General features: G+C 31.9%; 18 protein-coding genes and 3 pseudogenes. 7 read left to right on the forward strand and 14 right to left on the reverse strand.

The window, feature by feature from the left end:
- Positions 1 to 19: 19 nt before the first annotated feature.
- Positions 20 to 508: pseudogene (locus FNZ64_RS07385) on the reverse strand (ATP-binding protein); the annotation flags it as partial.
- An 85-nt stretch (positions 509 to 593) separates the two neighbouring features.
- Between FNZ64_RS07385 and FNZ64_RS07390 the strand changes: the two are divergent.
- Positions 594 to 1,725 (forward strand): annotated as a pseudogene (locus FNZ64_RS07390) (IS3 family transposase).
- Positions 1,726 to 1,895: 170 nt separating this feature from the next.
- On the opposite strand, the gene FNZ64_RS07395 reads toward FNZ64_RS07390, so the two are convergent.
- From FNZ64_RS07395 to FNZ64_RS07410, 4 genes and pseudogenes are all read right to left on the reverse strand, one after another.
- Complete coding sequence (locus FNZ64_RS07395; protein WP_243129230.1) at positions 1,896 to 3,059, reverse strand: NlpC/P60 family protein; 1,164 nt, start codon at positions 3,057 to 3,059, stop codon at positions 1,896 to 1,898.
- A gap of 16 nt (positions 3,060 to 3,075) precedes the next feature.
- A pseudogene (locus FNZ64_RS07400) lies at positions 3,076 to 3,576 on the reverse strand (ATPase, T2SS/T4P/T4SS family); the annotation flags it as partial.
- Between the two features lie 76 nt (positions 3,577 to 3,652).
- Positions 3,653 to 3,940 carry a hypothetical protein gene (locus tag FNZ64_RS07405; protein ID WP_142414195.1) on the reverse strand — a complete coding sequence of 96 codons (288 nt, stop codon included), beginning with the start codon at positions 3,938 to 3,940 and terminating at the stop codon, positions 3,653 to 3,655.
- A 316-nt stretch (positions 3,941 to 4,256) separates the two neighbouring features.
- A complete protein-coding gene (locus FNZ64_RS07410; RefSeq protein ID WP_142414196.1) occupies positions 4,257 to 5,210 on the reverse strand; it encodes a quinone oxidoreductase family protein in 954 nt (317 codons plus the stop codon).
- A 175-nt stretch (positions 5,211 to 5,385) separates the two neighbouring features.
- Here FNZ64_RS07410 and FNZ64_RS07415 point away from each other — a divergent pair, with 175 nt between their 5' ends.
- The 3 genes from FNZ64_RS07415 (at position 5,386) to FNZ64_RS07425 (ending at position 9,881) form a co-directional block, all read left to right on the forward strand.
- Positions 5,386 to 6,828 carry a DDE-type integrase/transposase/recombinase gene (locus FNZ64_RS07415; protein ID WP_142413186.1) on the forward strand — a complete coding sequence of 481 codons (1,443 nt, stop codon included), beginning with the start codon at positions 5,386 to 5,388 and terminating at the stop codon, positions 6,826 to 6,828.
- Positions 6,829 to 7,205: 377 nt separating this feature from the next.
- Positions 7,206 to 8,648: a DDE-type integrase/transposase/recombinase gene (locus FNZ64_RS07420; RefSeq protein WP_142413186.1), complete on the forward strand. Its 1,443-nt coding sequence runs from the start codon at positions 7,206 to 7,208 to the stop codon at positions 8,646 to 8,648.
- A 291-nt stretch (positions 8,649 to 8,939) separates the two neighbouring features.
- Positions 8,940 to 9,881 carry a helix-turn-helix transcriptional regulator gene (locus FNZ64_RS07425; protein WP_142414197.1) on the forward strand — a complete coding sequence of 314 codons (942 nt, stop codon included), beginning with the start codon at positions 8,940 to 8,942 and terminating at the stop codon, positions 9,879 to 9,881.
- Between the two features lie 308 nt (positions 9,882 to 10,189).
- On the opposite strand, the gene FNZ64_RS07430 is transcribed toward FNZ64_RS07425, so the two are convergent.
- From FNZ64_RS07430 to FNZ64_RS07440, 3 genes are all read right to left on the reverse strand, one after another.
- Complete coding sequence (locus FNZ64_RS07430) at positions 10,190 to 10,894, reverse strand: MBL fold metallo-hydrolase (protein WP_142414198.1); 705 nt, start codon at positions 10,892 to 10,894, stop codon at positions 10,190 to 10,192.
- Between the two features lie 262 nt (positions 10,895 to 11,156).
- The gene (gene rlmD, locus FNZ64_RS07435) at positions 11,157 to 12,506 is read right to left on the reverse strand and encodes a 23S rRNA (uracil(1939)-C(5))-methyltransferase RlmD (RefSeq protein ID WP_185903713.1); all 1,350 of its coding nucleotides are present in this window, start codon (positions 12,504 to 12,506) and stop codon (positions 11,157 to 11,159) included.
- A 320-nt stretch (positions 12,507 to 12,826) separates the two neighbouring features.
- On the reverse strand, positions 12,827 to 14,782 hold the full coding sequence (locus tag FNZ64_RS07440; protein ID WP_142414199.1) for a S9 family peptidase: 1,956 nt from the start codon (positions 14,780 to 14,782) through the stop codon (positions 12,827 to 12,829).
- Between the two features lie 324 nt (positions 14,783 to 15,106).
- Between FNZ64_RS07440 and FNZ64_RS07445 the strand changes: the two genes are divergently transcribed.
- Positions 15,107 to 15,964, forward strand: a complete 858-nt coding sequence (locus FNZ64_RS07445) for an alpha/beta hydrolase (RefSeq protein ID WP_185903714.1) — start codon at positions 15,107 to 15,109, stop codon at positions 15,962 to 15,964.
- Positions 15,965 to 16,070: 106 nt separating this feature from the next.
- On the opposite strand, the gene FNZ64_RS07450 is transcribed toward FNZ64_RS07445, so the two are convergent.
- A complete protein-coding gene (locus FNZ64_RS07450; protein ID WP_142414201.1) occupies positions 16,071 to 16,844 on the reverse strand; it encodes a class I SAM-dependent methyltransferase in 774 nt (257 codons plus the stop codon).
- A 307-nt stretch (positions 16,845 to 17,151) separates the two neighbouring features.
- On the reverse strand, positions 17,152 to 18,042 hold the full coding sequence (locus tag FNZ64_RS07455; RefSeq protein WP_142414202.1) for a YitT family protein: 891 nt from the start codon (positions 18,040 to 18,042) through the stop codon (positions 17,152 to 17,154).
- Between the two features lie 503 nt (positions 18,043 to 18,545).
- Here FNZ64_RS07455 and FNZ64_RS07460 point away from each other — a divergent pair.
- Positions 18,546 to 19,049 carry a YbhB/YbcL family Raf kinase inhibitor-like protein gene (locus FNZ64_RS07460; RefSeq protein ID WP_142414203.1) on the forward strand — a complete coding sequence of 168 codons (504 nt, stop codon included), beginning with the start codon at positions 18,546 to 18,548 and terminating at the stop codon, positions 19,047 to 19,049.
- Positions 19,046 to 19,261 (forward strand): hypothetical protein, encoded by a 216-nt coding sequence (locus FNZ64_RS07465; protein ID WP_243129231.1) that lies wholly within the window; start codon positions 19,046 to 19,048, stop codon positions 19,259 to 19,261. Before FNZ64_RS07460 ends, FNZ64_RS07465 begins: the two co-directional genes overlap by 4 nt.
- A 188-nt stretch (positions 19,262 to 19,449) precedes the next feature.
- Here FNZ64_RS07465 and eutM read toward each other — a convergent pair whose 3' ends face one another.
- Genes eutM through cutD form a run of 4 tightly spaced genes read right to left on the reverse strand, consistent with a single transcriptional unit; the run spans position 19,450 to position 21,588 of the window.
- Positions 19,450 to 19,740, reverse strand: a complete 291-nt coding sequence (gene eutM, locus FNZ64_RS07470; RefSeq protein ID WP_142414204.1) for an ethanolamine utilization microcompartment protein EutM — start codon at positions 19,738 to 19,740, stop codon at positions 19,450 to 19,452.
- A 58-nt stretch (positions 19,741 to 19,798) separates the two neighbouring features.
- Complete coding sequence (locus FNZ64_RS07475) at positions 19,799 to 20,245, reverse strand: EutP/PduV family microcompartment system protein (protein ID WP_142414205.1); 447 nt, start codon at positions 20,243 to 20,245, stop codon at positions 19,799 to 19,801.
- Entirely contained in the window at positions 20,242 to 20,595 is a 354-nt protein-coding gene (locus FNZ64_RS07480; RefSeq protein WP_142414206.1) for a BMC domain-containing protein, read from the reverse strand. Before FNZ64_RS07480 ends, FNZ64_RS07475 begins: the two co-directional genes overlap by 4 nt.
- Positions 20,596 to 20,634: 39 nt before the next feature.
- Entirely contained in the window at positions 20,635 to 21,588 is a 954-nt protein-coding gene (gene cutD, locus FNZ64_RS07485) for a choline TMA-lyase-activating enzyme (protein WP_142414207.1), read from the reverse strand.
- Positions 21,589 to 21,656 lie beyond the last annotated feature (68 nt).

The following is a 21,656-nucleotide window of genomic DNA, read 5'->3' on the forward strand; positions in this document are numbered from 1 at the left end:
ATGTAGGTTTATTCCAAAGCTATTGTCTATCATTTTCTATTAAATTATATACATCTTTCGTGCGATATGATGGTCCAACCATCTTAATAACATGAGAATGATGCAATAATCGATCTAAGATTGCATTTGCTAAAGTAGGATCAGAAAATACTTCCCCCCATTTACTAAAAGTTGATTTGTAGTAATGATTGTTGATGCATGTTCATAGCGCTTTGATATGAGCTAAAAATAGATTTGCACCCGTTTTATCTACTGGTAGATACCCTATTTCGTCTATGATTAATAACTTATGTTTGCAAAAGTGTCTTAATCTATGCTCTAATCGATTCTCTTCATGAGCCTTTCCTGTACCTGGAGTACCATAGAACAAGATGTTTTCTTTTTGTTCTATAAATGGTAATGAGCACAGATCTTTTATCTCATCTTTATTAACACCAGGTTGAAAGTTATAATCATAATCATTTGCTGTTTTTACATAAGGAAAATGAGATACTCTTACTTGCACTTGCGCTGCTCGTTCATAGGATAGGCTATACTAAATAGGATAGTTTTTCTCCGAACATGATATAATAAATTTATAGGAGGAGAAAGCCATGTCAAAAAAATATTATGAGGAAAATTTCAAGAAGCAAATTGTCAATATATTTAATCAAGGTAATCATACCTACAGGGAGATAAGTGAGCAGTACGGTATAGCAGCTTCAACTATGAGGCAGTGGGTAATAAGATATAATAATTCAAGGTCCTTTGATGCAGAAGATAATAAAACTGATGAAGAAAAAAAGATTAAAGAGTTAGAAAAGAAAGTTAAACAGCTTGAAATGGAAAATGATATTTTAAAGCAAGCGGCACTCCTACTAGGCAAAAAGTAGACCTCATTATTTCTAATAAAGAGAAATACAGTATTAGTGCCATGTGCGAATTTTTAGAGGTCTCACGTAGCTTAGTATATTATCGTTTAAATAAAGATCCTGATATATCTTCAAAGGAAGAAAAATTATCGAAGAACACATAAAGGATATATTTAGACTTAGTAGAAATAATTATGAAACAAGAAAGATAAAAGTAGAATTAAGGAAGTTAGGCTATCAAGTATCAAGAAAAAGGATAGCAAGGCTCATGAGAAAAAATAGCCTAGTATCTAACTATACAGTAGCTCATTACAAGGTTCATAAAAGCACATGTAACCAGACTGATACTCCTAATCTTGTAGATAGAGACTTTGATAATAGAGAGAAATTGGAGGTCGTTGTAAGTGATTTAACCTATATTAGAGTAGGTTGTAAATGGAATTATGTTTGCACCCTAATAGACCTTCATAATCGTGAGATTATAGGTTACTCTGCAGGAGAAAAGAAGGATGCTAAACTGGTAGAAAAGGTTCTTTTAAGTATACCCTATTCATTGAAAGATATAAAAATTTTTCATTCAGACCGTGGTAATGAGTATGATAACAAGCTTATAGATGATGTTCTAGAAACATTTCAAATAGAGAGATCTCTAAGTAATAAAGGTAGCCCTTACGACAACGCTGTAAGTGAGGCAGTATATAAAACAATGAAAACTGAATTTATATATCAGAAAAAGTTTGAGACATTAGAGGAATTGCAGTTAGAATTAGCAGAGTATGTTTACTGGTATAACAATCTGAGAATTCATGGTTCTTTAGGCTATCTAACACCAATGGAATATAGAGGGTTAAACACTCTGAAATTAGCTGGATAAGAACTGAAGCCATAGTAATTTCTTGTTCGGAGTAATTTTGTCCAAAAAGGGGTTGCCAATCCAGTTCTGTCATCTAACAAATTACTACTGAATTCTTCAAATTCATTTTTATCCATTATTTCAATACCATTAATCACACATACTTTTGTATCAAATCTTGAAATCTTTTTTCAAATATCGCCTTTGTTGTTAACATAAAGTCCTCCTTTTATTTTAAAATATGCGGCATCTATTACCTTGCCATTTCCAGCATAGACTCCTACATGGGTAATGTTCATAAATCTACTGTTAGGCTTGTGACTCCAAAACACTAGATCCCCAGGAACTAAATCTTCTTTTGAAACAGTAAGATTATTATTTACACAAAATTTTCCTTGCTCTGCTGCAGTTCCGGGTATTACAATTCCTATCTGCCTATAACTCCACATGGTCAAATAACTACAGTCTGTATAATTTCCTTGTCCTCTTCTCTCTTGTGAATAGGGATCTCCTAACCTTGTCATAGCGAGCTTTACTATCTCTGAACCATTCTCTCCCTCTGGCAATTCATGATACAATTGCTCTAGCTCTTCTGGAGTAATGCTATGTGTCCAATCTCCCCATTCCCCAAAACCATCTCCTTCACTTGGTGCTGGAACTCCATACTTAATTCGGTAATAGATTTCATTGGCATTAGCCATATCCTCATAAGTAGTTTCCTTTCCCATAATCATTTCAATATTTTCATAGATTTCTGGGAGAGTATCAATTGGTATTGCTATAGCTTGCAAAGCCCCTATAATATCTGGGTTTATTAACTTTATCCTAGAAATAAAACCCTTGAATACAGACAGAACTGGTGGATTTAAATAGTTCATATTTTCCGTGGCTGCTGTAAGGATATCCTCATTTCTTAAATAAGCAGTTGTTATAATACTTAGTGCTGCTTCAAGTTCTGCAGCAATATCCCTTTTAATATAACTTTGAGTAAGCCTTACATACCAAAACGGCAGAAACATAAAGCCTATTGCCATCACTGGTACTAAGAAAAAGTTACCCAGCATGATAGTAATAGATCCTCCCATGGCAAACAATAACAAGGATAAGGCACAAAGCATAGGAAACTTCTTCTCTCTTCCTGTTATTTTTAAAATCTCTTGTACTTCCATGATTTCTCGTCTTAAAATAGGTATTTTCTTTCGCTTTGTAGTCCCATTAATCTCATCCTTTATACTCCTTGGCTTACTCATCATCCTTTTAAATATGTTTTCTGTGAACTCCATGGATGAGATTCCAAATAAACTAAAAAAACCTGCAATCATTCCGATACAGGCAATCAACAAGATGGTACTCATATAATTTCCACCTCCTTTATTTCAATTTTTCTATGATGGCAATTGGCATTCCATTTTCCAAGAATCTTTTGCCAAGGCTATCTGAAATGCTATTAATCTGCTCATGGTAACCATTAATAATAAATTTTCCATCCTCCATCTGGTTTTCTGTAATTACATATTGATATAAGGGCCTATAGTTCCTTGTACCGTCTGATAGGATTTCTCACTCCATTATCTCCATCATTTTTCTTTTCTTATTTTCAAGTTGTTTACAAAACACAACAATAGGATAAGCCTCTGTTACATATCCCATTAGGGTTTCATCTGACATATCTACTGCTCGTTTGCAAAGAGATACCATTCTACGATAGGTTGCCTCACAAGAGTTTGAATGGATGGTAGTAAGAACAGCTACTCCTGTCCTTGCCGCTTCCTGTGCTGCATTGATCTCTGCTCCACGCATTTCTCCTACTACAATAATATCGGGGTTAAATCTTAAAGACATATCAAGTAAAGTAATCTGATCCACTCTTTGTGGTGTACACGATAAAACCTCTTCTTATGGATATGATTTAGAAATAGTTCACCAGTAAACTTTCTGCTAAGTAATTTCAATCTGTTTTTAGAACATAATTTTTTATTCTTCCAAAGCAATCTTCTATCAGATCTTTATATTCAATTTCATCTGTCACTAGTTTTTCTTTGAAATAAAGCCAATCATTAGGGTTCCCCCTACTTTTAACCTTTGCTACACAGCCATTACAAATCTTATTACCTCCATTACAATTAAAATGATTATTAATGACTATTCCACTTCTTCTTTGAGGAAAATTTGGTGCCAGCATCATCAGCTGCTCTATCCCTCCCAGTGATGTACCATACATAAAATATCTTGACATTGTTCTCAGTCCTTTCTTTCTATTAGTTTTTGAAATAAAAAAGAGGCGAAGACTATCGATCATAAGTTGACCGAAGACTTCGCCTCTTTGGTTTTCTGTATTAAATTTTAGATTTATATAAAATAAAAGCACCAAGACTTTTTTATCTCAGTGCTGTTGATATTTTTGAATTTAATTGTGGCTAGCATAAAGAACATGCTCATTTATCTACTAAAAGCCTCCCTTATCAATTGATTTTTTCACTCCCTCACACAATATTTGTATTATAAACAAGTTATTAAAATATTCTAACTGTATTTAAACTCTGCATCCTCACTTAATAACTAACTTGCAAGCAAAGTTTACCCACATAATGATTGTTAAGAGCCAGATGTGCTTTAAAAGCATCTTCCAGTAAGAACACCTTATCAATATGTGCTTTTATTTTACCTGAACTTATTAAATTATTTACTCTTTGTAAAATCTCTGGTTCGGGTTCACCATTATAACCAGTTATACTAATATCTGATTTTGATTTTGGAATCGGATATATTCCATTTGGATATGCTATACGCCCATTAGCACGAACACACTGAACTAAAGAGTTTGCAAGCTCACCACCTGTTGTAAATAGTGCAGCATCAAATCCTTTCGGTGCAAATTTGCTTGTTGCAAACATTACATCTTCTCTATGTCCATCCACCACAGCATCCACTCCAAGCTTCCTAATCATCGCAACTCCATCTTCACCTGAAGCTACTGCAAATACCCTAGCGCCTATATTCATTGCAATCTGCACAGCCAAGTGTCCGATTCCACCGCTTGCACCCAAAATTAATATTGACTCATCTTTCTTAATCTTTAATACATCCTCCAGCCCACGTAGTGCAGTTAATCCAACTCCTGATATTACACTGGCTTCCTGTAGTGTTATGGATTCTGGAATAATAGATACATACTTAGAATCTATTGAAACATATTCTGCATAAAATCCACCTTTGGGATTAAGAAATCCTGTAGCGTAAACCCTATCTCCAATAAAAAAATTGTCTACATTCTTTCCTTTGGCATAAATGACACCTGAACCTTCCGAACCTAATATAAACGGAAATTTCGAATTTAATCCAAGCATTTCATCATATCCACCTTCTCTCTCAAAAATATCCCATTGCCCAACTCCCGCATACTCAACTTTAATTAGAACATCGTTATCTCCAATGCTTGGAATTACCACATCTCTCACCATCAGTTCATCAGGGCCTCCAAATTTATAAAGTACTGCTGCTTTCATTTTATCTTCCTCCTATTGCTAATTGTTAGTGTAAAGTTTTTCACACTATATTTTTTACTTTATCTTTATATATCAAGGGTTACAGAATTTTTTTAAACAAAAAAACAATGACCCCCTTTTTTATGCTATAATTGAATCGCCAAAACCCAAAATAACATGAAAGGATGTCATTGCTATGGATTCAATTATAACTTATTTACTTTTATATATTCAATACCAAAACAAAATTATTTTAGAACTTTTTTTATTTATATCTAAATATATTCCTCTTAAACAATTGGTTTTTGAGGATTCACATAGTCCTGAATATCAGAAGTTTAAGGTGGATAAACTTCCTAAAATCTTCAATTCAGAACCTGTTGATTATCAATTGCTTTTAGCTTATTACAAGAACAGGTACGGAAAAACTGTTAAGCCAGTAAATCGTAGGTCTGAAAGTGCAAAAGTTGGTGAATCTACCGTGTGCCCTCGTTGTGGTGCTCCGCACAAATACATTTACAAAAATAATGGTTCTAAAGGTCAATATCAGTGTAAAGTATGTGGAGAGTTATTTAACGAAATAAATATCTATAATAGACCTTTAGCTTTACGTTGCCCTTATTGTGGACATATTTTAACACCTAAGAAAGATCGTAAGCATTTTAGAATACATAAATGTGTTAATCCTAAGTGTTCTTACTACCGCAATAACTTAGACAAGCTACCTAAAGACTTAAGTGACGCTAATAAACACAAGTACAAGCTCCACTACATCTATCGTGAGTTCACCATAGATTTCTTTAAAATGGACTTACATGAACTTCCTTCTAGAGCAATTAACTTTAAGTATAAGAAGTTTAATGCCCACATTATGGGGCTTTGCCTTACTTATCACGTTAATCTTAAGCTATCTACTAGACAGACAGCACATGCCTTGGAAGAAGTACACGGCATAAAGATTTCACATACAATGGTTGCTAATTATGCTATGACTGCTGCCGCAGTTATAAAGCCTTTTGTTGACACATTTGACTACAAACCATCTAATATTCTTTCAGCTGATGAAACCTATATCAAGGTAAAAGGTATAAAACATTACGTTTGGATTATCATGGATGCCTGTAAGAAGTCTATCTTAGGCTATCAAGTATCTGATACTCGTGCTGTAGGTCCATGTATCCTCACTATGCGTATGGCTTTTGAGAAGTTTAAAAAATTCCCTAATAAAGCCTTAAAATTCATTGCAGACGGCTATAGTGCCTATCCTCTTGCAAGTCAGCAGTGCAAAATCGTTAATGGATGGGACTTTGATGTTACTCAAGTTATCGGACTCACCAATGATGATGCTGTATCCACCGAATTTCGTTGGGTAAAGCAAGTAGTAGAACGACTTAACCGCACCTTCAAATCTTCTTATCGCGTTACCTGCGGTTATGGAAGCGAGAATGGTGCACTTTATGGCGTTTCCCTTTGGGTTGCCTATTATAACTTTCTACGTCCTCATCCTTATAACTACTGGAAGCCACTAAATGAGATAGATATTTTAACTAATGCGGGCAATATGCCTGCTAAGTGGCAAATACTTATTTATCTTGGTCAACAAACAATATTAAAGATGCAAGCTGAAAACTCTGCTTAATTTAGTTATAAAGTAAATATACGATATTTCTGAGCCACTACGTGGATAAATTAATGTGGTGATTAGCAATATCAAAAATTTTCCTTCTCTGAAAAGGATTTTTTGTCATGCTCAAAATTCGTTAATCCATCTTTAAATCACAAAATATTTTAGTATTCTACGCCCTTCGGGCAAAACATTTTTAAACTTAACTTTTTCATATTTCACTTTACACTATCTGCTAATTGTTAGTGTAAAGTTTTTCACACTATATTTTTTACTTTATCTTTATATATCAAGGGTTACAGAATTTTTTTAAACAAAAAAACAATGACCCCCTTTTTTATGCTATAATTGAATCGCCAAAACCCAAAATAACATGAAAGGATGTCATTGCTATGGATTCAATTATAACTTATTTACTTTTATATATTCAATACCAAAACAAAATTATTTTAGAACTTTTTTTATTTATATCTAAATATATTCCTCTTAAACAATTGGTTTTTGAGGATTCACATAGTCCTGAATATCAGAAGTTTAAGGTGGATAAACTTCCTAAAATCTTCAATTCAGAACCTGTTGATTATCAATTGCTTTTAGCTTATTACAAGAACAGGTACGGAAAAACTGTTAAGCCAGTAAATCGTAGGTCTGAAAGTGCAAAAGTTGGTGAATCTACCGTGTGCCCTCGTTGTGGTGCTCCGCACAAATACATTTACAAAAATAATGGTTCTAAAGGTCAATATCAGTGTAAAGTATGTGGAGAGTTATTTAACGAAATAAATATCTATAATAGACCTTTAGCTTTACGTTGCCCTTATTGTGGACATATTTTAACACCTAAGAAAGATCGTAAGCATTTTAGAATACATAAATGTGTTAATCCTAAGTGTTCTTACTACCGCAATAACTTAGACAAGCTACCTAAAGACTTAAGTGACGCTAATAAACACAAGTACAAGCTCCACTACATCTATCGTGAGTTCACCATAGATTTCTTTAAAATGGACTTACATGAACTTCCTTCTAGAGCAATTAACTTTAAGTATAAGAAGTTTAATGCCCACATTATGGGGCTTTGCCTTACTTATCACGTTAATCTTAAGCTATCTACTAGACAGACAGCACATGCCTTGGAAGAAGTACACGGCATAAAGATTTCACATACAATGGTTGCTAATTATGCTATGACTGCTGCCGCAGTTATAAAGCCTTTTGTTGACACATTTGACTACAAACCATCTAATATTCTTTCAGCTGATGAAACCTATATCAAGGTAAAAGGTATAAAACATTACGTTTGGATTATCATGGATGCCTGTAAGAAGTCTATCTTAGGCTATCAAGTATCTGATACTCGTGCTGTAGGTCCATGTATCCTCACTATGCGTATGGCTTTTGAGAAGTTTAAAAAATTCCCTAATAAAGCCTTAAAATTCATTGCAGACGGCTATAGTGCCTATCCTCTTGCAAGTCAGCAGTGCAAAATCGTTAATGGATGGGACTTTGATGTTACTCAAGTTATCGGACTCACCAATGATGATGCTGTATCCACCGAATTTCGTTGGGTAAAGCAAGTAGTAGAACGACTTAACCGCACCTTCAAATCTTCTTATCGCGTTACCTGCGGTTATGGAAGCGAGAATGGTGCACTTTATGGCGTTTCCCTTTGGGTTGCCTATTATAACTTTCTACGTCCTCATCCTTATAACTACTGGAAGCCACTAAATGAGATAGATATTTTAACTAATGCGGGCAATATGCCTGCTAAGTGGCAAATACTTATTTATCTTGGTCAACAAACAATATTAAAGATGCAAGCTGAAAACTCTGCTTAATTTAGTTATAAAGTAAATATACGATATTTCTGAGCCACTACGTGGATAAATTAATGTGGTGATTAGCAATATCAAAAATTTTCCTTCTCTGAAAAGGATTTTTTGTCATGCTCAAAATTCGTTAATCCATCTTTAAATCACAAAATATTTTAGTATTCTACGCCCTTCGGGCAAAACATTTTTAAACTTAACTTTTTCATATTTCACTTTACACTATCTGCTAATTTATAAATAATAGTATACACTAAAACCATGACAAAACTTGTCATGGTTTAATAAGGAGTGAAAAAAATGTCTAAAACAAAATTATTGTTTGATTTAATAATGTATGTTAATACTAAACACAATTTTACTGCTGAAGAAGTAGCACGTGAATATAATGTTTCAGTTCGAACAGCCCATAGATACCTTATGGAATTAAGCGAGATGGGTGTCCCTCTCTATACCGAACCTGGTCGTAACGGTGGATATCGTATACTTAACAATAGAGTACTACCACCTATTATTTTTAATGAAAATGAAGCTTTTGCCATCTTTTTTGCTTTTCAATCTCTTAAATTTTATAAATCATTACCCTTTGAAATTGATATTAAATCCGTTTCAAGAAAACTATATGCAGGTCTACCTTCTGACACCAAAAATAAAATAGATAATCTTGATACTATTTTATCCTTTTGGAATATAAAAAGAAGTACTCCTTCTCCATTTATAAAAGAAATTATAGATGCTGCTCTAGAAAGCCACGTACTTTCCATAGAGTATAAATCAAAATACAAAAACACATATAGAGAAATTACACCTATAGGTGTGTATGCCTATGCTGGATTCTGGTATATGCCTGCTCTTGACTTATATCAAAACGAAATTAAGGCTTTTCGTCTGGATCGCATTGTATCATTAATTAATAAACAAAAGAAGCATAACCCTGGTATAAATCTTGATGGCTGGCTCAAAAATCTCAATACACAAGAACCAAATGACCCTATCCATTTATATGCAGAATTGACCAGGGAAGGAATTCGACAATGCAACAATCAATCTTGGTTAGAACCACATATCAAAACAACTGATGAAGAGCATGGCTATATTGATATGGAAATTGATAGGAGCGAGATTGAATTTGTTTCAAAGTTTTTTATACAGTTAGGTACAAATGTAAAAGTATTGGAGTCGCAGGAAATCATAGACACTATTCGCAATCAATTGAAAGATACTTTACTGAATTACCTATGATTATTGTTCAATTACTAACTAAAAATTTACTATTTGTCATTCTACTACAATAGATATGAGACTTTTGTTGTCAATCTATTCATAATATCGCACCTCTTTCTTTATTTCGAAATTATACTTGGACAAAATTTCACCCTAAAAGTTAAATTTATTTTCTAACTTTTGGGGTGAATTTCAAGATTTAAAAATCTTCTATGAATAATCATTTTCTTGTTTGATATTAGTGATGTAAAATATAAAAACTTGTCTTAATATATATAATTCTCTAAGCTTCTTATTATTTATATTACTTCTTATCTAGAATTACATTACCTAGTTGTGGATCTAATTAATTTTCCTCCATGATAGCAATAATAATTATCTACATTCATAGACATAATCTTCTCTAACGAATTTTCAGCTGTACTTAAGTCAAGTGTAAATTGCGGATTTGCAATTACTAATTCACCATTTTCTATAACTGTCGCATCACCTGTTACAATGGAATTAGTCTCTGTTAAAAATAATGAAATATGACCCGGCGTATGACCAGGAGTTGATATAACCTGACACCCTCCTGCCCAGTCAAAATTATCTCCATCTTTAACTGTTATATCTACATTGACAGGTTTAACTTTTCTTAAGGTTTCACAGAAATCAATTCCAAATTGTTTCTGTTCTTCTGGCATGACCTTTAGTATTTCCTCTGCTTGTAACAGTCTAAGTGATTTCCTTTTACCAGAAATATACTCACTCTCTATTTCACTTGAAACCACCTTAATATGTGGATATTTTTCTTTAATTTCATATAAAGCTCCCATATGGTCATCGTCATGATGTGTAATCAGTACTTTTGTCAATGAATCTGGGTCTATTCCTTTTGATTTCATTTCATCTTCTAATAAAGTTAAAAGATTAGGATAGCCGCAATCAACTAAAACAACATCATTTTTATCTATTAATAAAATGGGATTTATAGTTTTCGTTTCATCTCCATACTCAAAGCTAATATTTAGCATTATTATTTCGTTCATTTAATTTCATCTTCTTTCTATAAAAACAAGCTCAATTTTATCTCATTATTATTTAATTTTTCACCTTAAACTCCTAAATAAGTATTAAAAATATTATTTAGTTTCCTACCTCTCTTTTTACTGCTTTTACCTTGTCATCACCCAAATTACCCTATGTCATCTATAAATCACCCTAAAAACAGGGGTCAAAAAACGGTGTTTTTTTGCTCTTTTTTTGCTCCAAAACAGATCCAAAACCACTATATGTTGTGGTCAGGTCTTATTATTTCTCCCCCAAACCACAATACGTCATCAGAATTATACTCTCAACGTGTTTAGTCTGCGGAAACATATCTACTGGCTGTATTTCCTCTACTTTATAACCATGTTTTGTTAAATACCTAAGATCACGTTCTTGTGTTACTGGATTACAGGATATATATACTACTTGTTTTGGTGCTAAACGAATTATAGAAGATAGGAATTTTTCATCACTACCACTGCGAGGTGGATCCATAAATACAACGTCAATGTTTTGTTTATTATTAGCTAAATCAACCATAAAATTACCAGCATCCTCATTATAAAAGCGAGTATTAGTTATTTTATTTGCTTTTGCATTTTTTATTGCATCTTTGACTGCATCTTTATTTAACTCAACACCTATGACATTTTTCACTTTACGACTGACAATAAGTGAGATAGTGCCAATGCCACAATATGCATCGATAACCGTTTCATTTCCTTTTAGGTTTGCCATATCAATTGCTTTATTATATAAAACTTCAGTTTGTATTGGATTTATTTGATAAAAAGATTTCGGTGAAATTTGAAATACACAGCCACATAAGGTATCTTCAATATATCCTTTTCCAAATAGTACTTTCTCTATATTCCCTAGCACAGCGCTTGTTTTACGATTATTAACATTCATAACAATAGTGGTGATCTCAGGATGTCTTTTTAATAGTTCACTTACAAAATTCTTTTTCCCTGGAAATACTTGAGATGATACTACAAGGACCACCATCACTTGTTTACTTACGAAACCTGTTTTCACTAAAATATGTCTAAGAAAACCTTGGCCAGTATCTTCATTGTAGGGTTTCATTTTAAAGGTCTTCATAATTTCACGAATGGATGCAGTTATTTTATCTGCAGGTTTATCTTGTATTATACAGTGTTCTATTGGAATTACATTATGCGTATGCTCCTCATAAATTCCTGATATAATTCTCTTTTTATTGTCATATGCTACTGTGGAGTGAACTTTATTACGATAAAAATAAGGTTCTTTCATGGTCAATACTTCATTAACTTTATGATATTTTTGCATTAATTTTACAACACTATTCCATTTGAATTTTGACTGTCCTTCATAAGACAAATGTTGCAATTGGCAGCCACCACATTGGTCAAAGTATTTACATTTTGGCACAACTCTGTCTTTTGATTTTTCCTCAATTCTAACCACCTTTGCACTTATAAAATTTCTTTTTTCAGTTACTTCAACAATAGCTGTTTCTCCATCAATTAAATAAGGTATATGAATTTCTTGGCCTCTTATTTTTACAATTCCTTTTCCTTCTTCATCCATACCTATACATTTTACTTTTATTTGTTCTTTGTTCATATTCTCACCTTTGCTTAAAGTAATTAAATTTACTTTCTCTCTCTATAATAATTCTATACTGCTTATTTTTGTAATAATATTTTTAATTATACCACATCCCACAGATTCAACCTTAATTTTTACATTAAAATGGGACTGTTACACTAATGAATTTACATACAATATATTGATTTGCAAATTTGAAATTAGCAAAATATATTGTAGTATTTGCTCTTAATGCGACAGTCCCCTTACTATTTATTACATTTGCTTTTGACTTTCCTTAATTGTTATTCTGCAGCTACATATCTTTAATAAAACTTTGAATTCCTTTTCTTTAATTAAACATGTTTTACAAACCACTGAAGATTTTGTTCCATTATTGCTTTATTAAGTCCAGGTTTATTAGGACCGTGTCCCATTCCCTTAAATACTACAAGTTCACTTTCCACTTCTAGGTCTTGTAGTCCTCTGTATAGCTCATATGCATTTGGAACAGGCACTCTCTTATCATTATCACCATGTTGGATAAGTGTTGGTGTGCAAGCAGTTTTTATATAGGTCATAGGAGAAGTTTTTGCATATATTTCTGGATCATTCCATGGTGTTGCTCCTAAATATGCCCTAGTAAATGTTGTTATATCTGTATTTACATAATACGTAGTCCAGTTACTTATTCCCGCTCCTACAGAGATTGCTTTGAATCGATTGCTAAAGGTTGAACAGAAGGCTGATATATATCCACCTTGGCTCCATCCCATTACTCCAACCCTTTCTTTGTCTACTATACCCTTTTCTATTAGAGCATCTACTCCTGAAATAACATCCTCATAATCCCCTACCCCAAGCTTTCTAAAATTGCTAGTTACGAACTTGCTTCCATAGCCTGAGCTTCCTCTGTAATTTGGTTCAAGAACAAGAAAGCCCTTTTCCACAAACTGCTCAATTGGATAAACTTTATTCATATTATGAATAGGGAATGATGCCCATGTTGGTCCCCCATGTATAACTACCAAAAGGGGATATTTTTTATTAGGATCATAATCATGCGGCTTAGATAAAACTCCTTCTATCTCAAGATCATCCTTTGTATTCCATGTTAAAAGTTCTTTTTCACTCAGTAGTTTATTCTCGTATACCTTGCTTTCATTGGTTATTTGTACTGAGTTTATATAAACTTCAGCTGCCTTATTTTTTCCTGTTTTAATATAGGCTATATTTTCACCATCTGAAGTACTATCTGCATCAATTATATAACATACATCTTTGCTATAAATTGAAGAGAGTTCACCCTTTTCAGAAACCATTCCAATTCGATAATTTGCTCTATCCTGCCAGTTTACAAGAATTCCTTTACTTGTCCATTTAATAGGTGTAACACTTCTGTCAAATTCAGATAACCTCATTATGGTTTCTTCCTTTTCAAGATCATATATCTCTAAAACAGCATCTTCAGGAACCTTCCATTTATAATATTCTGGCTCTCTTGGTGTTTTCGCAAATACAATCCTGTTTCCATCTGGAGAAAATGAAATATTTGAACTAAAGATTCCAGTAATATTAAGTTTTTTAAACTTTTTAGTGGATATATCCAATAAGTATACATTTGTTTCTTTATCTCTTATATCCCCTGTTGGAGTACATATAAGTGCAGCTTTTTTCCCATCTGGCGATAGTTGAAAGCCCCTTACGCTAAAATCCCTAGGATTTGTTATCTCAACTTTAACATCCTTTAATTCTTTCTCTTCACCTTTTTTCTTATTACTTAGTTCTTTAAATGATTCAATTGCTTCCTCTATTCCTACATAACATAAGTATTCATTTTTATATTCTTTATCAACATATTCAAATTCACCATAATTCTCTTTACGTTTCTTTAACTCTTCTGAGTCCGCTTCTGTAGTAGTGTAGTATATTCCCTTACCGTCAGGAGCCCACATAAAGCTGTTTACACCTTCCTTGGAATTTGTGATCTGAATTCCATTGAACTCATCAAAGGTTTTCAAAATAATTTGCTTTCGAAGCTTTTCTTTTTCACCCTTCTCTGCAATATAGGCTAAATAATTCTTATCGGTCGCCCATGCAGGGTTACTGCTTTCAGATTTACCTGTTGTTATGGGATAATGCTTTTGCCCATCTATTTCATAAACCCATACATGATTTCTGTATACATTTTCACCTAAATCAGAAGTTCTTTTAACATATGAAAGAACCTTTCCGTCCTTACCGATATTTATGGATTGAAGCCATGGCATTTGTACTAGTTCCTCAATTGAAGTATAGCTTGTCTTATTCATAAAATTCTCACTCCCTTAATTACCATAAAATTTCCCCATGAATTAAAAATTGGTAATTCCATGATTTCTTTTCATTATATAGTGTATTTTGGATTCATGTCAAGATGCTTGGTACACCCCAAAAATATTGACTAGTAATAGTTCTATAAGTATAATTTCAATAGGTAATGTACTAATGAAAAATGAAAGTGTAGTTATAAGAAAAAATGTAGAAAGGATCGTAAATTACAAAACCTTATAAAAAGGACTGTAAATTACAAAAAACTTATAAAGATGATAATTATTTTATTTATACTATCAATTTTAATTCTAGAAGTTTTTTCTGTGTATATAGTATTGAAATTTAGCCATCCTGATGGAAATAAACGTGTATTAAATTTTGAAAATTATAGCATAGAAAATTACGAAAAGGTTAATTTCAAAAGTGAACAAGGTAATGTCGAATTAGGTGGATATATTATAAAAACTAATAATAGTAAGAAAACTATAATTATATGTCATGGTTACGGTGATAATAAATTTATGGATGGTGGAAAAACTTCTGAGGCAAAGGTAGACCATCTTAAACTTGCAAAAATGTTTATTGATAAGGGATATAATACTTTTATATTTGATTTTAGAGGTCATGGTGATTATTTAGGAAAAAATGGAGTGACTGTAGGATTTAACGAACAGAAAGATCTTTTAGGAGCTATTAAGTTTATAAAATCTAAGGGTATAGGTGAAAATATAGGACTTATAGGCTTTTCAATGGGAGCTGCCACTTCTTTAAGTGTATTAGATAAAACAAAAGATATTAATTTTGTCATTGCTGATTCTCCTTTTAGTGAGTTAAAAGGATATTTAAAAAGTAATATGAAACATTGGACAGGCTTACCCTATTTCCCTTTTGTGCCTATAATAATGTTAAACTTTAAGCTTATATATGGAGTTGATTACAATAAAGTAAATCCTTTAAATAGTATTGAAAAATCAAGCATACCTATTTTAATGATTCATGGTAAAAAGGATATTACCATCCCCTATACAGAGAGTGTTAAAATGGAAAAATCATTGAAAAATTCTAAGAGCAAGTTGCTTTTATTTGATGATTCTTCCCATATAGGCTCTTATTCCTTATATAAGAATAGCTATGAAAAAGCTATAAAAGAATTTTTAGATTCTATAAAAACACCTAATTAAATTTAGGTGTTTTTAATTATTCTAAAACAATATTTAAATTCTATTTTACTGTTTTATATTCCAACAAACCATAACCTTAAAATAAATTAGACTATTTTACTATATATCACTTTCTTAAAATATCTAGTGTATGTCCGCTTGCTCCCAACAAATCTGGTCTTTCACAGGTAGAAAAATGATACTTAATAAAAAGTTGAAATGCATCTTCATCCATATGATTCAAAACAGATCTCATATAATTAGCTGGTCCATCTGCTGCAATTAATTTTATCCTTTGAAGTCCTACTTCCTCATCTAACTTATTGATATCTTCAATTCTTACATAATCATATAAATCTTTTGGTTCTGATATAACATGAAAATCCTCAGTAAGTTTGCCATTATCAACGCATGCACGAATATTATTTTCCTTAAAACCATAGGTTAATACACTATATTCATTCATACAGTATGCTACTAAGATGACTCCTCCAACTTTCGTTACCCTTTTTGCCTCTTGTAGGGCTTTTACCTTATCCTCAAACTTATATAAATGGTACATTGGTCCAAACACCAAGGTCATATCAAAAGTATTTTCTGAAAACCTTGATAAATCTAATGCTGTTCCCTGCATTGCCTTTACTGTACTTCCTTTTGACTTTAAAATTCCTAGGTTATGCTTCACAAGCTCAATGGCAGTAACATCATATCCTTCATTTGCTAATTGCACAGAATATCTCCCTGTTCCTGCCCCAACATCTAATATTTTTGCCTTATCATTATTTCCTAGATACTCATGAATATACTTCATGGAAGTAATATATTCAACTTGTCCATATCTTCTTGTTAATCTTTTGTCCTCACAAAATTTGTTGTAGTATTTTTCTAATTCCACTGTCATCTCTTGTTCCTCTTCTCCAAACTATGTTATCTTTATGTTTCAATAAATATTATACTATAATATTTAATTTAGAATATAATTTTTCTCTTAAGAAAGTTAAACTTTTTATTTACCACAAGCTAATGTGTTTTGTGGATTTCTATTTATCTTCCGCAAGCTGGAAATGTCATCATAAATACAACAACCACAATTTTTAAAATAATCAAGGGAAAACTTTTGAGTTTCTAAATGTTCATCAAATGCTTCTTTAGCATATGGATAAAACTTTGGGCCGTATCACTAACTTTTTAGTAATACAGCCCAGTTTTTATTTCTTTTCTAATAATACCTTTGGTTTGCTTTTGATTCCCTTTACTCCAAAATTGCCATAGATTTCACTAACTGTTCCTGCCGTAATAAATGCATCAATTTCTTCTTTTTTAATAAATTCCATAAGATAAGAAAATTCATTTCGTGTCATTAAACTTTGAATTTCAAACTTGTCCTCAGATCCTAATCCGCCTTTAATAGGATATAAGGTTGCTCCACGGTGCATATCTTCTATTATAAATTTACGAATTAACTGGTAATCTTTCGAAATAACACAGACCCTTTTTCTAGAATTAAATCCTATCATAAAATGTTCCAATATTAATCCATTAAGATAAGTTCCAATTAGTCCTATGATTACTGTTCTTATATCATATACAAAAATCGCAGTACAACAAATCATTGCTCCTGCAATAGTAACTGATGTACCTAAATCAACATGAAAATATTTATTTACAATTTTAGCTAGAATATCTAAGCCACCAGTTGATGCATTGCGTCTAAATAAAATAGTTTGTGAAAAACTCAAAATCAACACAAAACATAAAAGATCTAGCCACTGATCCTGCATTAATGATTGTTTAATTGGACATACTTTATCTAGTATGGCAAGCATAGGTGACAAAATCAACGCTGAATATACGGTTTTAACCCCAAATTCTTTTCCTATAAGAAAATATGATAAAATTAATAAAAATGCATTTATAATAAAAATTAATACCGGTAATGATATTGATGTAAGTAAATTAATTACTATTGATAAACCTGTAATAGAACCAATAACTAATTTACTTGGAATCAAAAAGAAATGTACAGCTAATGTTCCAATAAACATACCTAATGTTAATATTGGTAAATCCTTAATAAAAGCCTTTATATTTTCCCCCATTTTATCTCTCCCCAACTTTAAAACTAATTTCTTCTATTTGATAAATAATTTTTTATAACTTCTTCATAACTTCATGCATAAGACATATACCCCCCCAGTAATAGCAATATATATTTTCTAGAATCCCCATTTTATCTATATTAGAATAACCTTCAAAGAAATGATTTCAATTAAAAATTCTAATATTAGATATTATATTTAATTATAATGTGAAGAAGAAAATTGTTTACGTGATTAATTTTACCATAGATGCCTGCATCTTAAAATGAAATTTTTGACTTTTCAGAAAGAAACTTATCCACTTCATTTTGTCATTTTTTACACAATCTTAAAATGACATAGCAAGAAAAACTATTAAAATACTTGATATTAATTTCTTAAACATTTGAACTCCCCTTTTACAATAGAACATAGTACCAACAAAAAAGTGCGTAATTTACAAAGCTTTTAAACTGCTATAAACTAAACCCATAAAATAAAAAATATTTATTGGAGGTTTTGCAATGATTGTTATAAGTACTGGTATTGTTAATGGTATTATTGAAGATAAGTATGGAAAACATGGTACAGAATTTAATCAGAATGGAATGCCAACATATTCCTTACCCTTTGAAGTTATAGATGCACCAGAAAATACAAAAAGTTTTGCTTTATTTTTAGAAGATAAAGATGCATTCCCTGTGAGTGGAGGGTTTTCTTGGGTGCATTGGGTAGCAGCTAATATAATAAAAAATAAAGTTTTAGAAAATGAAAGTCAAAGAACTAAAGATTTTGTTCAAGGTGTTAATAGTTGGATGAGCATTCAAGGTGGAAATCAAAGTAAAGAATTATCATCATATTATGGTGGAATGGCTCCTCCTAATGAACCACATATATATGAACTTCATATATATGCCTTAGATACCATGTTAGATTTGGCAAATGGTTTTATGCTTAATGAAATGTTTCGTCAAATGGATGGTCATATTTTAGCGCAATATACATTAAAAGGAGAGTATAGAAATTGAGTATTCTAGAAGCAATTATGCTAATTTGTTTTGGTATAGCATGGCCCTTTTCAATTGCAAGGTCTATAAAATCTAAATCCATAAATGGAAAAAGCTTGATTTTCTTACTTGTTTTAATTTTAGGTTATATTGCAGGGATTGCAAATAAATTAATTAATAGCAAGGATGTTGTCTTATATTTATATTTTAAATTTAACAATGGTTTCTACTGATGCGCTTTTGTGGATTAGAAATAAGAACATAGAAAATAATTTATCTAAAAAATAAAAAATTGGACTGTCGCACTAAGAAATTTACATACAATATATTGATTGAGAAACTTAAAATCAACATAATATATTGTAGTATTACTTTTAATGTGACAGCCCAATTTCAATATAATAGACTTTAGTTAAAAATCTTAGTTTTCAGTTTCTTTAGTTGCTGGAAGAATTACTTCAACCTCAGAATGTGGACGTGGTATAACGTGAACTGATACTAATTCTCCAACACGTTGTGCAGCTGCAGCACCAGCATCTGTAGCAGCTTTAACAGCTCCAACATCCCCTCTAATCATAACAGTTACAAGTCCTCCTCCAATCTGCTCTTTACCTATTAAATATACATTTGCCGCCTTAACCATAGCATCTGATGCCTCTATTGCTGCTACTAATCCTTTTGTTTCTATCATTCCTAATGCATCATATTTCATCTTAGACTCCTCCTAAGTATCTTTTTATGTATTTTAATATAAATTTTATAATTGCCTGCTATTCCTCACATTTTTTAAATAAATACTTTTTTAAATCGTCAATTCCTGTTCTCAATTCAAAGCTAATATGAAAATATGGCTCTGATACCCCAATATTCTTTAACTGCATTAAACATTTTTCTTTATTTTCAGGCATTAAATCACATTTTGTTATAACCCCAACTACTGGGCATTTAAAAGACTTTGCAAATCCAGGGGAGTATACTTCAGTACAATTAGACTGGTCAACTACTATAAGCACATGAGATGCGTTCTGAGCTGTAGCGATTATATGACTATACATCCAAGCATTTTCTATATAAGCACCTGGAACATCAATAGTATTTTTACCATATCTTAAATCTGGTGTTGGTCTTAAGGGACCCTCATAATCATTTAATGCATTAACTATTGTGGTTTTACCAGACTTTGAAGGACCAATTACCATTATGCGTTTTTTTCTCATGTTCTTGTAATGGGAGCTGGAGTGAATCCAAGCATATTTCCTAGCGTATCATTTATTGCATTAAGTGCTATTTCAACACTTTGAACATCGCCACTTATTACAACTGAACCTGTAAAACGATCAAGAAATCCAACTCTAACGTCTGAAGCCTTAGTTGCAATATCTGCTGCAATAATAGCAGTTTCAAAGGGTGAAAGAGTTAAAATACCAATTGCCCCTGCTTCGTCAATTCCAAGACGATCATATATATCACTCACTGGTGATGCAATAACATGAGCTAAAGTAATTTGCTTCCCTGGTACTGTCTCTTGTATAACACGCTGTATACCTTTATCTAAAAAATCTCCCATAACTCCTACCTTCCATCTTATTATCTATTTAAAATTTATTTAATGACGGATTACTTTTACAGGTAAATCATATTTTTTAATCCATCCTTCTATTCTATCTAAATCTTCATTTTTTAAACTTGGATCTCCCTGTATAGGATATTCAATTCCTAATTGATTATATTTATTTACCCCCATCTTATGATATGGAAGTAAATCAATTCCCTTAAAGTTCTTATAATCTTTGTATGGTCTTAAAAACTCCATAGTTGCATCTATTTCTTCTTTTGAATCATTTATACCTTTAAGTAAAGGCATACGAATCTTTACATTATATTTGTTTTTAAGTAATTCCTGAAGATTTTCTAAAATCTGTTCGTTTCTTACTCCTGTTAATTCATAGTGTTTTTCAGAATTAATATGCTTAATATCAAATAAGAATAAATCTACAAACTCTGCAACCTTAAGTATTGTTTCCATCCTTGTATAACCGCAAGTTTCAATTGCAGTGTTTATACCTTCTTGCTTACATGCCATTAATAAGCTACCAGCTGCTTCAGGTTGCATTAAAACTTCTCCACCACCTAAGGTAACTCCACCACCAGACATTTCATAAAAAGTCCTATCTTCTTCTACAATTTCCAAAAGTTCAGAAATAGTTTTTGTTTCTCCAACTATTGATATAGCAGATTTAAGACAAGCCTCCTTACACTTACCACATCCAATACAGTCAATATGACGATTTACCTCATGCTTTAGAGTTTCATTAGATATGCTATGTATTCCCACAGGGCAAACAGAAACACAAGCTCCACAATCATTACATAAGTTACTTTTAAACATAACTCTATATTTTTTTTCTAATCCTTCAGGATTTGCACACCATTTGCAACGAAGGGGACACCCTTGGAAAAACACTATAGTTCTTACCCCATCTCCATCATACATATTATATTTTTGTATATTAAAAATCCTTGCTTTTCGTTCGATTATACCTAAATTTCCATTGCTCATATTCTTCATTCTCCACTTTCATTTACTTTGATTTTTAATATATTAATTTTAATCTGCAATCTACAGCA

Origin of the sequence: Hathewaya massiliensis, assembly GCF_902143515.1 — a bacterium.
Taxonomy (GTDB): domain Bacteria; phylum Bacillota; class Clostridia; order Clostridiales; family Clostridiaceae; genus Hathewaya; species Hathewaya massiliensis.

What these genes read in the sequence shown, in the direction of transcription:
- FNZ64_RS07395 (WP_243129230.1), bottom strand. Translation starts at nt 3,059, where the DNA reads ATGAGTACCATCTTGTTGATTGCCTGTATCGGAATGATTGCAGGTTTT.
- FNZ64_RS07405 (WP_142414195.1), bottom strand. Translation starts at nt 3,940, where the DNA reads ATGTCAAGATATTTTATGTATGGTACATCACTGGGAGGGATAGAGCAG.
- FNZ64_RS07410 (WP_142414196.1), bottom strand. Translation starts at nt 5,210, where the DNA reads ATGAAAGCAGCAGTACTTTATAAATTTGGAGGCCCTGATGAACTGATG.
- FNZ64_RS07415 (WP_142413186.1), top strand. Translation starts at nt 5,386, where the DNA reads ATGGATTCAATTATAACTTATTTACTTTTATATATTCAATACCAAAAC.
- FNZ64_RS07420 (WP_142413186.1), top strand. Translation starts at nt 7,206, where the DNA reads ATGGATTCAATTATAACTTATTTACTTTTATATATTCAATACCAAAAC.
- FNZ64_RS07425 (WP_142414197.1), top strand. Translation starts at nt 8,940, where the DNA reads ATGTCTAAAACAAAATTATTGTTTGATTTAATAATGTATGTTAATACT.
- FNZ64_RS07430 (WP_142414198.1), bottom strand. Translation starts at nt 10,894, where the DNA reads ATGAACGAAATAATAATGCTAAATATTAGCTTTGAGTATGGAGATGAA.
- rlmD (WP_185903713.1), bottom strand. Translation starts at nt 12,506, where the DNA reads ATGAACAAAGAACAAATAAAAGTAAAATGTATAGGTATGGATGAAGAA.
- FNZ64_RS07440 (WP_142414199.1), bottom strand. Translation starts at nt 14,782, where the DNA reads ATGAATAAGACAAGCTATACTTCAATTGAGGAACTAGTACAAATGCCA.
- FNZ64_RS07450 (WP_142414201.1), bottom strand. Translation starts at nt 16,844, where the DNA reads ATGACAGTGGAATTAGAAAAATACTACAACAAATTTTGTGAGGACAAA.
- FNZ64_RS07455 (WP_142414202.1), bottom strand. Translation starts at nt 18,042, where the DNA reads ATGGGGGAAAATATAAAGGCTTTTATTAAGGATTTACCAATATTAACA.
- FNZ64_RS07460 (WP_142414203.1), top strand. Translation starts at nt 18,546, where the DNA reads ATGATTGTTATAAGTACTGGTATTGTTAATGGTATTATTGAAGATAAG.
- eutM (WP_142414204.1), bottom strand. Translation starts at nt 19,740, where the DNA reads ATGAAATATGATGCATTAGGAATGATAGAAACAAAAGGATTAGTAGCA.
- FNZ64_RS07475 (WP_142414205.1), bottom strand. Translation starts at nt 20,245, where the DNA reads ATGAGAAAAAAACGCATAATGGTAATTGGTCCTTCAAAGTCTGGTAAA.
- FNZ64_RS07480 (WP_142414206.1), bottom strand. Translation starts at nt 20,595, where the DNA reads ATGGGAGATTTTTTAGATAAAGGTATACAGCGTGTTATACAAGAGACA.
- cutD (WP_142414207.1), bottom strand. Translation starts at nt 21,588, where the DNA reads ATGAGCAATGGAAATTTAGGTATAATCGAACGAAAAGCAAGGATTTTT.